Source organism: Pseudomonas nitroreducens (assembly GCF_014204515.1).
Lineage (GTDB): Bacteria > Pseudomonadota > Gammaproteobacteria > Pseudomonadales > Pseudomonadaceae > Pseudomonas > Pseudomonas nitritireducens_A.
The window spans coordinates 80,524-93,769 of record NZ_JACHLI010000016.1 but is presented as its reverse complement, the minus strand read 5'-3'; the positions used below and the strand labels follow the sequence as shown (position 1 = coordinate 93,769).

Below are 13,246 nucleotides of genomic sequence, written 5' to 3'. Positions count from 1 at the left end.
TGCCGGGCGTTCTTGTTTTCACGCAGACGCTTTTTTGCAGGATTGGTATTCGACGGTTATGCCAGTTCTTCGGTAACGGGCCAGAGACGCTTGCCGGCGCCGGGTTCGTCCAGCCACTGCTTGAGCGAACGCGTCGGCAGCTCGAAGTATTCCCGTGTGCGCGAGTAGCCATGCCCGCCCATGCGGCCGACGGCGTCGAGGCCGAGCTGGTCGATGTAGAGCGTGGCCGGGTCGATCAGGTCGTCGCGGACGTGGGCCATCAGGACTTCGCCGAGGATGATCTCCCGCGACTGGCCGATGGACAGCGCCATCATCCGCCGGCACTCCAGCGCCACAGGGGCTTCAGCGATGCGCGGGCAGCCGACGCGGGTGCCGGGGATGGCGGTGAGGCCGGCGGCGACCAGTTCGTCGAAGCCCGGCTCGAAGGGCACGGCGCAGACGTTCATGGCTTCCACCAGCGCATCGGAGACGATGTTCACGGTGAATTCCTGGTTCTGCCGGATGTTCAGCGTGGTGTCCTTGGGGCTCAGGTCGCTGTAGTTCTCCACGCCCAGGGCGAGGATCGGCGGGTCGGCCGAGAGGGCGTTGAAGAAGCTGAACGGCGCGGCGTTGGCGCGGCCCTCGGCGTCGATGGTGGTGACCAGGGCGATGGGCCGGGGCACCACGCTGCCGATCAGGATCTTGTATTTCTCGCGGGCGGACAGCTGCTGGAAGTCGAAGCTGAGCATGGGTTGATCCTTCAATGGGCGTGCGCGTCGACCAGCGGTGCGTCGGCGCTGTACGGGTCGGCAAAGGGAATCGCGGAACGGAACAGCGTGCGCCACGGTGGGTTACCGAAGGCGCGTTCGGCGTGGTGCTGCATCTGCTTCTGGAACAGCGCGTCGGCGCGGCGTTGCAGGTCGGCATAATCGATCCCGAGCACCTGGCCGTCCTGCATCACGCTGCGGCCGTCGATGAAGCTGGCGATGCAGTCGTCGCCACGGCCGGCGGTGAACAGGTTCTTCAGCGGGTCGAAGAACGGGCCCTGGTGAAAGTCGCCCAGGCGGAACACGGTGATGTCCGCACGGGCGCCGACGGCCAGGCGGCCAATGTCATCGCGGCCCAGCGCCTGGGCGCCGCCGAGGGTCGCGGTGTTGTACAGGTCAAGCATGCGCGTGTGCTCGGCATCGGCTTCCTTCACCCGTGCGATGTTCAGGCCCTGGCGTAGCTGGTCGAGCATGTCCGCCGGGAAGGTGTCGGTGCCCATGGCGAGGTTGATACCCCGCGCGCGGTAGGCGCCGAACGAGTCCAGCGCATCGCCTTCGCGGGCGAACACCACCGGGCAATGCACCAGGCTCGTGCCGGTGTCGGCGAGACGCTGCAACTCGTGCTCACCGCTGTGCAGGATGCCGTGGGGCAGCACGCTGCGCGGGTTGAGCAGGCCATGGCTGTCGAGCCATTGCAGCGAGGAGGTGTCGCGCAGACGGCGGACCAGTTCCACTTCGTAGCGCGACTGGCAGCAGTGCAGGCGCAGCGGCGCATTCAGTTCGCGCTGCACGGCGGCGGTGCGCTCCAGCAGAGCTGGCGTGCAGGTCTCGATGCGATCGGGCAGCAGCGCGCCGCGTACCAGGCCGTTGTGGGCGCCGTCAAAATCGCGGAAGAAGCGTTCGGCTTCCTGCAATCCGGCAAGGCCGGCGGCTTCGTCCCAGTGCTGCGCGGAGCTGCCATCGGCACGGACGTAGGTCATGCCGCTCATGTAGCAGGGGCCAAGGTAGGTGCGCAGGCCGAGTTCGGCGGAAAGCGCGGCGACTCCGGCGAATTCGTCGTAATGCTCGGCCCAGCGCCGGTAGTACATGGAGGTGATCGGCATGGCGGTGGTGATGCCGTTGCGGATCAGCTGGGTGAAGGCGTAGCGGTACTTGAACAGTTCCTCGTCCGGGCTGTAGCACTCGCTCGGTCCGGCGCGCAGGTAGTCTTCGGACCAGACGCGGCCCATGTTCCACTCGGCGCCGTTGTCCAGGGTGAGCACGGTGGAGTCGAGGTCGCCCAGCGCGTCGAGATCGATGAAGCCAGGGCCGATCAGCGCGTGGCCGTAGTCGATCCACTGGCTGACTTCACCAGAGAAGCCGCGGCCGACGAAGAGGATTTCCCCTCCTTCGAACACCACTTCGCCGTGGCGCCAGAGCACGTGCTGCTTGCCATCGAAGCCGACCACGAAACTGGCTTTCAGGCCGATGCGTGGGGTGCTCACAAACGCGACTCCAGGAAGCGGCCGTTCTCGGCAATCAACCTGCCGGCCTTGAACACCTGGCGCTGCACCGGGCGCGCGACCACGGCTTCACCGAGGGTCTCGACCGGCAGCAGAAGGAAGTCCGCCAGCGCGCCGACTTCGATACGCGCCGGCTCGCGACCCAGCGCACAGGCACCGTTGTCGGTGGCCGCGGCGAAGGCGGCGGCAAGGTCGTCGTCCTTGCACAGGTCGAAGCGGAAGGCGAGCAGCATGGCGCGCTCGAGCATGTCGCCGTTGCCCATGGGCGACCAGGCATCGCGGATGCCGTCGCTGCCCAGGCACAGGTTGACGCCGGCTTCGCGCAGGACGAGGAACGGCGGTACCGGGGTGTCGGCGGGCGCCGAGCTCATCAGGGAAATGTCCAGCTCGGAGAGGCGCTCGGCCAGCGGCTCGATCTGCTCCCAGGGCGCCATGCCCAGGCAGTAGGCGTGGCTGATCATCACCTTGCCCTGCAGGCCGTGGCGCTCGGTGTAGTCGGCGATGCGGGCGATCTGCCAGAGGCCCAGTTCGCCCTTGTCGTGCAGGTGGATGTCGACACCGCGGCCAAACTCCACGGCGAGGCCGAAGACGATATCGAGCTGGGCAATGGGGTCGTCGTCGATACCGCAGGGGTCGAGGCCACCGACGTTTTCCACGCCCAGCGCCAGCGCTTCGCGCATCAGCTCGGCGGTGCCGGGGCGGCTGACCAGGCCGGTCTGCGGGAAGACCACGAACTGCATGTCGATGAGATCGGCGTAGCGCTCGCGCAGCGCCTGCATGGCGACCACGTGGCGCAGCCCCAGCTCGGGGTCGATGTCCACGTGGCAGCGGAAGGTCAGCGAGCCACGGGCGATGCATTGCTCCAGCAGCGCGCCGGCACGTGCAGCGATGGGCGCTTCGATCTCGCGCAGCACGCGGCGCTCGTTGGCGATGTAGTCCTTGAGCGTGGGGCCGGCGCTGTTGGGCCGCCAGGATTGGCCCCAGAGGGTCTTGTCCAGGTGGCAGTGGCTTTCCACCAGCGGCGGCAGCAGGAGCTGGCCGGCGCCGTCGATGTCGCCGGCCTGCGGCGCGGTGTTGCTGGCCGGGCGGCGCTCGGCGATGCGACCGTCACGGATGAGGAAGTCTTCCGCTGCATTGCCCAGCGGACGGATATTGCGCAGCCAGTAGCTGTCGGTCATGGGGACCTCGAAATCGGTGGAGTGCTTCAAGAGCGCCTGTCACCCCTTGAAGATTCAGCGCAGATGCATCCCCCTCACCCCAGCCCTCTCCCTCAGGGAGAGGGGGCCGTCTGTGCCGGCTGATGCAATGGTTTCATCCTGCGCCGATCAGTCCCCTCTCCCGCGTGCGGGAGAGGGTTAGGGTGAGGGCGCTCTTGCGAAGATTAGTTGTCTCAGCCCTTGAGCTTGGACCAGATGCGGTCCTGCAGCTCGCGGGACTTGTTGCTGCATTCCTTTTCCAGGCGCAGGCGCGAGGCGTACTCCTCGGGCATGTTGATCGCGTCCATGACCTTCCACTTGGCGTCCAGCAGCTGGTCGGTCTGGATGCCGTTGGAATAGGCGATGGCGTTGGTCACCGCGGCGGCGTTCTCCGGTTTCATCATCCAGTTGATGAAGACCTTGGCGTTCTCCGGGTGCGGCGCGCTTTTCGGCACGGCGAAGTTGTCCTGGAAGGACGCCACGCCTTCGCGCGGGTAGACGTACTTGATGGTGCTCTTCTGCAGCGTGGCGCGGGCAGTGGAGCCGTTCCAGTTCTGCATCAGCACCACTTCGCCGGAGGCCATGCGGTCCACGGTGTTGTCGGAGCTGTACATCTTCAGGAAGGGTTTCTGTTTCAGCAGCAGCTCGAGGATCTTCTTGGCGTCCTGCGGGTTCTCGGTGCACTCGTCGACGTTCAGGTAATGCGCGGCGGCGTTGATCAGGCTGCTGGGGGTGTCCAGCGCGGCGACCTGGCCCTGCAACTCGGGGCGCGGCTCGAAGAACTCCTTCCACGAGTCATCCAGCTTGCCGCCTGGCACCCGCGCGCTGTCGTAGGAGAACCCGGTGGTGCCCCACAGGTACGGCGCCGAATACTTGCGACCGGGGTCGAAGGCCGGGTCGCGGAAGGCCGGTTTCACGTACTGGAAGTTGGCCAGCGTCGGCGTGTCGATTTCCCGCAGCAGGTCCTGCTTGATCAGCGTCTGCATGATCGAGTGCGACGGCACGATCACGTCGTACGCCGCACCCCCGGCCTGCAGCTTGGCCAGCAGGGTTTCGTTGCTGTCGTAGCCGTCCATGGTGACCTTGATGCCGGTCTCCTTCTCGAACTTGGCCAGCAGTTCCACTGGGTAGTAGTCGGTCCAGTTGTAGAAGAACAGCTGCTTGGGCTCCTCGGCCTGGGCGACTCCCGCCGCCAGCAGAGCGAGGGACAAACCGGCAAGGCCGTGACGCAGGGCATTCAACTTCATGACGAACTCCAGAAATGAAAGGTCCGAAAGCAGAGGGTCGGCAGTCTTGATCAGGCGTCCGGTTTGCCGCGCTGGCCGAGCCAGTACGACAGCACCACGAGGACGATGGAAATCACCAGCATGAGCGTCGAGATGGCGTTGATCTCGGGCGTTACCCCGGCCTTGATGGCCGAGAAGATGTAGACCGGCAGCGTCGTCGAGCCGGGGCCGGCGACGAAGAAGGTCATGATGAAATCGTCGAGGCTGACCACGAACGCCAGCACCGCGCCGGACAGCACCGCCGGCCACAGCAGCGGCAGGGTCACCCGGCGAAATACCTGATAGGGGCTGGCGTAGAGGTCCCCGGCGGCTTCCAGCAGGCTCTTGTCCAGGTCGTTCAGGCGCGCGCGGATGGGCAGGTAGGCGAACGGAATGCAGAAGCCGACGTGGGCGACGATCACCGTCAGCAGGCCGAGCTTGATGCCCAGGGACATGAACAGCAGCAGCGTGGCCACCGCGATGACGATCTCCGGCAGGATCAGCGGCAGGTTGATGCCGCCCTCCACCAGCCGCCGCCCGTAGAACGGCCGCGAGGTCGCCAGCGCCGCCGCCAGGGCGATCGCCGTGGACAGTACGGTGGCGAAGCCGGCAACCACCAGCGAGTTGAACGCCGCCGCCTGGATCGAGGGGTTGGCGACTATCTTGCCGTACCAGGCGAAGGAGAATTCGGTCCACACCGTGGCCGAGCGGTTGGCGTTGAAGCTGTAGGCGATCAACACGAAGATCGGCAGGTACAGGTAGGCCAGCACCAGCAGGCTGGTCTCGCGGGTGCCGGGGAGTTTCTTCAGGTGCTGGGCGATCATGCGTTGGCTCCTCCCAGGTGGACGGCCTTGGCGGCGCGGCGGCTATACAGGGCGAACGCGATCAGCGCGAGCAGCATGATCGCCAGCAGCAGGAACGACAGCGAGCCGCCCAGCGGCCAGTTGCGCGCGGTACCGAACTGCTGCTGGATCAGGTTGCCGATCATCAGGGTCTTGCCGCCGCCGAGGATCGCCGGGGTGATGAAGGCGCCCAGGCTCGGCACGAACACCAGCAGGGAGCCGGCGATCACGCCGGGCATGGACAGCGGCAGGATCACCCGGCGCAGCGCCTTCCAGCGATTCGCGCCAAGGTCATAGGCGGCTTCCACCAGGCGCCAGTCGAGCTTCTCCAGGGTCGAGTAGATCGGCAGGATCATGAACGGCAGGAAGCTGTAGACCAGGCCGACACAGACCGCGAAGTCGTTGTACAGCAGGGTGATGCCGCCGGCCTGGGGGAACAGCGCATTGACCGTCTGGGCGATCCAGCCGTGCTCGCGCAGGATGATCAGCCAGGCGTAGTTGCGGATCAGCAGGTTGGTCCAGAACGGGATGGTGATCAGCAGCACCATGAGGTTGCGCGAGCGCTCGCTGAGGCTGGTCATCCACAGCGCCACCGGGAAGCCGAACAGGAAGCACAGCAGCGTGGTACCGCCGGCCTGGAACAGCGAGCGCAGCAGCGCCTGGGCGTAGACCCAGTTGAGCTCCAGGTTGCCGTCGAAGTCTTCCTGGAAGAACAGCTGCACGTAGCTCTGGATCTGCCAGTCGGCATGCCAGTCGACGCCGCCGTAGAGGTTGCGCGGCAGCAGGCTGATGTAACCCATGATCGCCAGCGGGATGGCGATCAGCCCGAGCAGCGTCAGCGCCACTGGGCTGAGCAACAACAGGCGGCGAGTGGTGGGCGACTCGTTCATCTCAGGCCTCCATCAGCAGGCAGGCCTGGGGCGGCAGGTGCACCGCCACGGCCTCGCCGACGTCGCGGGCGCGGCCGCCCTCGTTGCTCTCGCGCAGGGTGATCTGCGAGGCATCCGGCAGGCGGCAGCGGTACAGCGTGGCGGTGCCGACGTACATCACCGTCTCGATCACCGCGCGCAGGTGGTGCGGCTGGGAGGGGTCGACCAGCTTCGAACGCTCCGGACGGAAGGCCAGTTGCACGCTGGCGCTGCTCAGGCCGGCTGGCAGTTCGCAGGGAATTTCCGCCGCCATGGCGTTGGGGTGGAAGCCACCCTGGCGCATCTGCCCGGGGAGGAAGTTGATGTCGCCGATGAACTGCGCGACGAAGCGATGGGTCGGGCGTTCGTAGATTTCGTTGGGCGTGCCGATCTGCATGATGTTGCCGTGGGACATCACGGCGATGCGGTCGGACAGGGTCAGCGCTTCTTCCTGGTCGTGGGTGACGAAGATGAAGGTGATGCCCGCCTCTTCCTGCACGCGCTTGAGCTCGACCTGCATCTCCTTGCGCAGCTTCAGGTCCAGCGCCGAGAGCGGTTCGTCGAGCAGCAGCACCGAGGGCTTGGGCGCCAGCGCACGGGCCAGGGCCACGCGTTGCTGCTGGCCACCGGAGAGCTCGGCCGGCTTGCGCCGCGCCAGGTGTTCCATCTGCACCAGCGCGAGCATCTCCTTCACCCGCCCGGGAATCTCGCCGCGCGCCAGGCCCTGCATCTCCAGGCCGAAGGCAATGTTCTCGCTCACCGACATGTGCGGGAACAGTGCGTAACTCTGGAATACGGTGTTGATGCGGCGGCGATACGGAGGCAGGTCGTTGACCCGCTCGCCGCCGACCAGGATGTCGCCGCTGGTGACGTTCTCGAAGCCGGCGATGCTGCGCAGCAGCGTGGTCTTGCCGCAGCCGGACGGCCCCAGCAGGGTGAAGAACTCGTTATGGGCGATGTCGACCGACACTTCATTGAGGGCGGGAGCGACGTTGGGATCGTCGGTGTAGCGTTTGCTGACCCGACGCACCTCGACTGACGACGAGTGATTCATTTTGGTGCATTCCTCTTGTTTTTGTATGCAATATTTGAATGCAATCTAGAAATAGCGGATGTATTTTTCTTCTGCAACTGGTTTTGCACGGACGGTTTTGCGGCATCCTTTGAAGGGTCAAGCAAGAGGCGGAGTCAGCCATGACGGAGAAATACCCCGAGTCCACGGTGGAACGTGTCTACCAAGGGGTTTACGAGGCGATCAGCAAGCGCAGCCTGCGCCCCGGCATGAAGCTGGGCGAGGCGGCTTTGGCGGAATTGTTCAAGGTCAGCCGCACGTCGGTGCGCGCGGCGCTGAAACATCTGGAAGCGGACGGGCTGGTGTCCAGCGCGCTCAACAAGGGTGCATGGGTGTCGCTACCCAGCGACGAGGAGATCCGCTCGCTGTTCGAAACGAGGCGGCTGATCGAGATCGGTATCGTCAGCGAACTCTGCCGCCGTGCCGACAGCGCGATCATCCAGGACCTGCGTGATCACGTGGCCCAGGAAGACGCCGCCCACGACCATGACCACGCGCAGTTCGTCCAGCTGCTGGGCGAGTTCCACCTGAAACTCGCGGCGGCGCTGAACAATCCGGTGCTGCTGGGCTTCTTCCGCAAGCTGATCGAACGCGCCTCGCTCTACGCCACCACCCTGGACGACGAGGAGCACGAGACCTGCCGCGAGAACGAGCACCTGCGGTTGATCGAGTTCATCGAGGCGGGCAACCAGGCGGCGGCCATCGAGCTGACCTGCATGCACCTGAACGGTATCGAGCAGGCGATTCTCAAGGCGGCCGGGAACCTGAAGGCGGACTATCACCCGCTCAAGCATCTGATCGGTGGCTGAGCCGCGCGGACGCCCTGTGTAGGAGCGAGCTTGCCCGCGAACCTTGCCCCCAGGCTGACTGCACAGCTAATCCCCAACACCGGTCGGCCCCCTCTCCCTGAAGGGAGAGGGGGCTATTCGCAGCGACGCCTGATTCAGAACGTAGGGCGCATAACCTGGAACAGGTTATCCGCCAGCCTTTGGTGGCGGATAACGCTGGCGCGTTATGCGCCCTACGAAGGCAAAAAAACGCCCGGCACTTGCCGGGCGTTTCCATTCAGGCGGTCGGGCCGCCCGTGATGCGGTCGAAGCCGCGGCGGATCTCATCTTCGGGCAGGTTGTCGCCGATGAAGACGATCACGCTCTCGCGCTGCTCGTTGCCCTTCCACTCGGTGTCCCAATCGAAGCCATACAGCCGCAGCACGCCCTGGAACACCAGGCGACGCTCCTCGCCGGCGATGTTCAGCACGCCCTTGTAACGCAGCAGCGAGTTGCCGTGCCATTGCAGCAGGTCGTCCATGAACTCGTTGAGGTGCTCGATATCCAGCGGGTTGTCGCTGCGCAGCACCAGGGTGGTGATGCGGTCTGTGGTGTCCGCCGCCGGGCGTACGGGACGCAGCAGCGGGCGCAGGCCGAGCTCGGCATTGAGGTTGAAACCGCGCACGTCGAGCAGGCGTTCCAGTTCGATGGCGCCATGCTCCACCGCGTGGATTTCCGCACGACGGTTGATGCGTTGCAGGCGCTCCACCAGCGCCTCGTACTGTTCGGGCGACACCAGGTCGCGCTTGCTCACCAGGATGCGGTCGCCGAAGCCGACCTGGGCCTGGGCGATGGCTTCCTGCAGATGGCGCTCGGCGTTGGCGGCGTCCACCAGGGTGATGATGCCGTCGAGCAGGTAGCGCTCGCGCAGGGTCTCGTCGACGAAGAAGGTCTGCGCCACCGGGGCCGGGTCGGCCAGGCCGGTGCACTCGATCACCACGCGGTCGAAGTCCAGCTCGCCACTGTCGCGGCGCTCCAACAGTACGTACAGCGCGCGCTCCAGGTCGCTATTGATGGTGCAGCAGACGCAGCCGTTGGACAGCGTCGTCACCTGCACTGCGTCGTCGCCGAGCAATTGAGCGTCGATCGGCGTGTCGCTGAATTCGTTCTCGATCACGGCGATCTTCAGGCCATGTTCGGCCTTGAGGATGTGCTTGAGCAGGGTGGTCTTGCCGGCCCCGAGGAAGCCGGTGAGGACAGTCACCGGAATCTGCGGCGCGCTTGCGGAATCGGTCATGGGAACATCCAGGCAATCAGAATGGAAAACGAGCAGAAATGAAAACGGGCCGCGATCGCTCGCGGCCCGTCCGTTATACACCCATCCGCGCGGTCAACAGCAGCGGATCGGCCTTCCCTTGCCGCCACCGTAACGCGCCTCCTGGCGCTCGCGGAAGAACTCCTCGTAGGTCATCGGAGTCTTGTCCGGGTGCTTGTTCTGCATGTGCTGAACGTAGGTGTCGTAATCGGGCATGCCGACCAGCATGCGGGCGGCCTGCCCGAGGTACTTACCCATGCGGCTGAGGTCGTTGAACATGATGCTCCTCCGTCAGGCGTCCGGGATCGGCTCGAACGGAGCTTCCTTGTCGGTGCGCTCCTTCTTGGTCCAGGCGCTGGCGCCCACCTTGATCGCGTACACCAGCACGCTGAACACCACCAGCAGGAACAGCACGGTGAGGCCGGCGTTGATGTAGGCGTTCATCATCACGTGCTGCATCTGGCCGATGTCCTTGGCCGGGGCGATGATCTGCCCGGCGTCCAGGCCGGCGGAGTACTTCTTGCCCAGGGCGATGAAGCCCACGGCCGGGTTGCTGTCGAACAGCTTGATCAGCCCGGCGGTGGTGGTGCAGATCAGCAGCCAGGCGGCCGGCAGGGCGGTCACCCAGACGTACTGCTGGCGCTTCATCTTGATCAGCACGACGGTGGAGAGCATCAGCGCGATGCCGGCGAGCATCTGGTTGGAGATGCCGAACAGCGGCCACAGCGTGTTGATGCCACCCAGCGGATCGACCACACCCTGGTACAGCAGCCAGCCCCACAGCGCGACGCAGCCGCCGGTGCCGATGATGTTGGCGGTCCAGGATTCGGTCTTCTTCAGCGCCGGGACGAAGTTGCCCAGCAGGTCCTGCAGCATGAAGCGCCCGGCACGGGTGCCGGCGTCCACCGCGGTGAGGATGAACAGCGCCTCGAAGAGGATCGCGAAGTGGTACCAGAAGGCCATGGTGTTCTCACCCGGCAGTACCTGGTGAAGGATGTGCGCAATGCCCACGGCGAGGGTCGGCGCACCGCCGGCACGGGCCAGGATGGTGGTCTCGCCGATGTCCTTGGCGGTCTGGGTCAGTACTTCCGGGGTGATGGTGAAGCCCCAGCTGCTGACGGTCTGGGCCACCGCGACGACGTCGGTACCGACCACGGCCGGCGGGCTGTTCATGGCGAAGTAGATGCCCGGTTCGATGACCGAGGCGGCGACCATCGCCATGATGGCCACGAAGGATTCCATCAGCATGCCGCCGTAGCCGATGTAGCGGGCGTCCGGCTCGCGGTTGAGCAGCTTGGGCGTGGTGCCCGAGGAGATCAGCGCGTGGAAGCCGGAGACGGCGCCACAGGCGATGGTGATGAACAGGAACGGGAACAGGCCGCCCTTCCACACCGGGCCGGTTCCGTCGGTGAACTGGGTCAGCGCCGGCATCTTCAGTTCCGGCGAGACGATCACGATGCCGATGGCCAGGGCGATGATGGTGCCGATCTTGAGGAAGGTCGACAGGTAGTCACGCGGTGCCAGCAGCAGCCACACCGGCAGGACCGAGGCAATCGCGCCGTAGGCGATCAGCATCCAGACGATCTGCACGCCATGGAAGGTGAACACCGGGGCCCACTCGGGGCTGGCGGCGATCTGCCCGCCGAGCCAGATGGAGCCCAGCAGCAGGATGATGCCCACCACGGAAATCTCGCCGATGCGGCCCGGGCGGATGTAGCGCATGTACACGCCCATGAACAGTGCGATCGGGATGGTCGCCAGCACGGTGAACATGCCCCACGGGCTTTCGGCCAGGGCCTTCACCACGATCAGCGCGAGCACTGCGAGGATGATGATCATGATCAGGAACGCGCCGAACAGAGCGATGGTCCCCGCCACCTGCCCCATTTCCTCGCGCACCAGTTCACCCAGGGAACGCCCGTTGCGGCGGCTGGAGATGAACAGGACCATGAAATCCTGCACGGCACCGGCCAGCACCACGCCGGCGATCAGCCAGAGCGTGCCGGGCAGGTAACCCATCTGCGCAGCCAGTACGGGACCGACCAGCGGGCCGGCGCCGGCGATGGCGGCGAAGTGGTGACCGAAGAGGATGTGCTTGTTGGTCGGGACGTAGTCCAGGCCGTCGTTGTTGAGGACCGCGGGGGTCGCTCGGTTGGGGTCCAGTTGCATCACCCTGGTGGCGATGAACAGGCTGTAGTAGCGGTAGGCGACCAGGTAGATGGCCACTGCCGCGACGACGATCCACAGTGCGTTGATGGCTTCGCCGCGGCGCAGTGCCACGACTCCCAAGGCAAATGCACCGACTATCGCCACCGCCAGCCAGGCGAGATGACGTAGCAGGCTGTTGTTATTGTTCATAGCGAGGCTTCCGACAGTTTGAAGGCGAGAATTCGCAGAAAAATTCTAGTCTTTTCCAGCGACCCATTCATACGACCTTAGTCTAGAGCGGTTACGCGCTTATTGCCGGAGGTCAAAACGTCGGACCGCTGGGTCAGGAAATGAAAAGGCCCGCCGGGGGCGGGCCTTTTGCGGCGCAGCAGTCGATCAGGCTGGTTGCTTGGCGTACTGCGCCAGCACCTGGTCGCGGCTCATCACAGCCAGGGTGTTGTTCAGCACCTGCTCGCCGGTGGCGTCCTTGGAAGCGAAGATTTCACCGAAGTGCTGCTGGGTGACCTGGGCGAAATGCGCGCGGTCCTGGGTCGGGATGCCCAGCAGGACGGCGTAGGCGTCCAGTGCTTCGCCATGGCCCTGGGCCATGTTCTCGGCGATGTTGTCGAGCATGCCGTTCATGGCAAAGATCGAGCGGCCGCCGTAGGTGATGCGCTGGCTGGCGTCGCAACCGTTGGTGCCGGAGGTCAGGCCGAAGGTGGCATTGCCCGAGGTGCCGTTGGTGGTGGTGGCCAGCAGGTGCGGGAACAGGCCGCGCTGACCGTCGAACATCATGTTGCCCCAGCCGCAACCCTTGCCGCTCTGGCCGGCTTCATCCGCGTGCGCGGCCAGGCTGGCAACGCTGATAACCCCGAAAATCAGACCCTTGATGATTTTATTGTCCATGCTCTGCACTCCGCAGTTGTATTGGATTGACGCCCATGGAGCTTTGGCGAGGGTCCGCAGGCTGTCAAACTCAAGCGGGCTGTGTCTGACAGACGAAACATCAGCAATCGGCGTACGACGCGTCGGCAATGCCTTGCGTCTATAGTGAGGCGAAGCAGAAACGGCCGGAGAGCCATGACATGACTGACGATCACGACGAGCGCCGGCGCTTCCAGCGCATCGCCTTCGACGCCGGCACCGAGATCAGCCAGGGCGACCAGCGCTGGAAGGTGACGCTGCTGGACCTGTCACTGCAGGGCCTGCTGGTGCAGCGACCGGAACACTGGAACATCGTTGCCGCCGAGCCGGTGCAGGTGCGCATCTACCTGGGCTTCGACGTCAACGTCTATATGGAGGCGGACCTCGCCTGGGAGCGCGAGGGCCTGCTGGGCTTCAACTGCCGGCATATCGACCTGGATTCCATCAGCCATCTGCGCCGCCTGGTAGAACTGAATCTGGGCGATGAATCGCTGCTGGAGCGGGAGCTGACGCTGCTCAGCGAGCATTGAAATACCGTGCCGGCGATGGCCGATCGCGGAC

At 65.1% G+C, this 13,246-nt stretch carries 13 protein-coding genes; 2 read left to right on the top strand and 11 right to left on the bottom strand.

Annotation, left to right across the window (positions count from 1 at the left end; all coding sequences use genetic code 11):
* Positions 1–56: 56 nt before the first annotated feature.
* The 7 genes from HNP46_RS19550 to HNP46_RS19520 all read right to left on the bottom strand — a co-directional run bounded on the left by HNP46_RS19550 (position 57) and on the right by HNP46_RS19520 (position 7,513).
* Complete coding sequence (locus HNP46_RS19550; RefSeq protein WP_184592179.1) at positions 57–728, bottom strand: flavin reductase family protein; 672 nt, start codon at positions 726–728, stop codon at positions 57–59.
* Positions 729–739: 11 nt separating this feature from the next.
* The gene (locus HNP46_RS19545) at positions 740–2,230 is read right to left on the bottom strand and encodes an amidohydrolase family protein (protein WP_184592176.1); all 1,491 of its coding nucleotides are present in this window, start codon (positions 2,228–2,230) and stop codon (positions 740–742) included.
* Positions 2,227–3,426, bottom strand: coding sequence for an amidohydrolase family protein (locus tag HNP46_RS19540; RefSeq protein ID WP_184592168.1), 1,200 nt, complete (start codon positions 3,424–3,426; stop codon positions 2,227–2,229). The genes HNP46_RS19545 and HNP46_RS19540 overlap by 4 nt, the downstream gene beginning before the upstream one ends.
* 212 nt (positions 3,427–3,638) lie before the next feature.
* Entirely contained in the window at positions 3,639–4,691 is a 1,053-nt protein-coding gene (locus tag HNP46_RS19535) for an extracellular solute-binding protein (RefSeq protein ID WP_184592165.1), read from the bottom strand.
* A 50-nt stretch (positions 4,692–4,741) separates the two neighbouring features.
* Positions 4,742–5,533: an ABC transporter permease gene (locus HNP46_RS19530; protein ID WP_038803366.1), complete on the bottom strand. Its 792-nt coding sequence runs from the start codon at positions 5,531–5,533 to the stop codon at positions 4,742–4,744.
* Positions 5,530–6,441 (bottom strand): ABC transporter permease, encoded by a 912-nt coding sequence (locus HNP46_RS19525; RefSeq protein WP_184592163.1) that lies wholly within the window; start codon positions 6,439–6,441, stop codon positions 5,530–5,532. Before HNP46_RS19525 ends, HNP46_RS19530 begins: the two co-directional genes overlap by 4 nt.
* 1 nt (position 6,442) lies before the next feature.
* Entirely contained in the window at positions 6,443–7,513 is a 1,071-nt protein-coding gene (locus HNP46_RS19520) for an ABC transporter ATP-binding protein (RefSeq protein WP_017516843.1), read from the bottom strand.
* Positions 7,514–7,653: 140 nt separating this feature from the next.
* Between HNP46_RS19520 and HNP46_RS19515 the strand changes: the two genes are divergently transcribed.
* Positions 7,654–8,340 carry a GntR family transcriptional regulator gene (locus HNP46_RS19515; protein ID WP_184592161.1) on the top strand — a complete coding sequence of 229 codons (687 nt, stop codon included), beginning with the start codon at positions 7,654–7,656 and terminating at the stop codon, positions 8,338–8,340.
* Positions 8,341–8,596: 256 nt separating this feature from the next.
* On the opposite strand, the gene yjiA is transcribed toward HNP46_RS19515, so the two are convergent.
* From yjiA to HNP46_RS19495, 4 genes are all read right to left on the bottom strand, one after another.
* Complete coding sequence (gene yjiA, locus HNP46_RS19510) at positions 8,597–9,595, bottom strand: GTPase (protein ID WP_184592159.1); 999 nt, start codon at positions 9,593–9,595, stop codon at positions 8,597–8,599.
* Positions 9,596–9,688: 93 nt separating this feature from the next.
* A complete protein-coding gene (locus tag HNP46_RS19505) occupies positions 9,689–9,892 on the bottom strand; it encodes a YbdD/YjiX family protein (protein WP_015478970.1) in 204 nt (67 codons plus the stop codon).
* Positions 9,893–9,904: 12 nt separating this feature from the next.
* The gene (locus tag HNP46_RS19500; protein WP_184592157.1) at positions 9,905–11,971 is read right to left on the bottom strand and encodes a carbon starvation CstA family protein; all 2,067 of its coding nucleotides are present in this window, start codon (positions 11,969–11,971) and stop codon (positions 9,905–9,907) included.
* 186 nt (positions 11,972–12,157) lie between these two features.
* Entirely contained in the window at positions 12,158–12,667 is a 510-nt protein-coding gene (locus tag HNP46_RS19495) for a DUF3015 domain-containing protein (protein WP_184592155.1), read from the bottom strand.
* Between the two features lie 179 nt (positions 12,668–12,846).
* Between HNP46_RS19495 and HNP46_RS19490 the strand changes: the two genes are divergently transcribed.
* Entirely contained in the window at positions 12,847–13,215 is a 369-nt protein-coding gene (locus HNP46_RS19490; RefSeq protein ID WP_184592153.1) for a PilZ domain-containing protein, read from the top strand.
* Positions 13,216–13,246 lie beyond the last annotated feature (31 nt).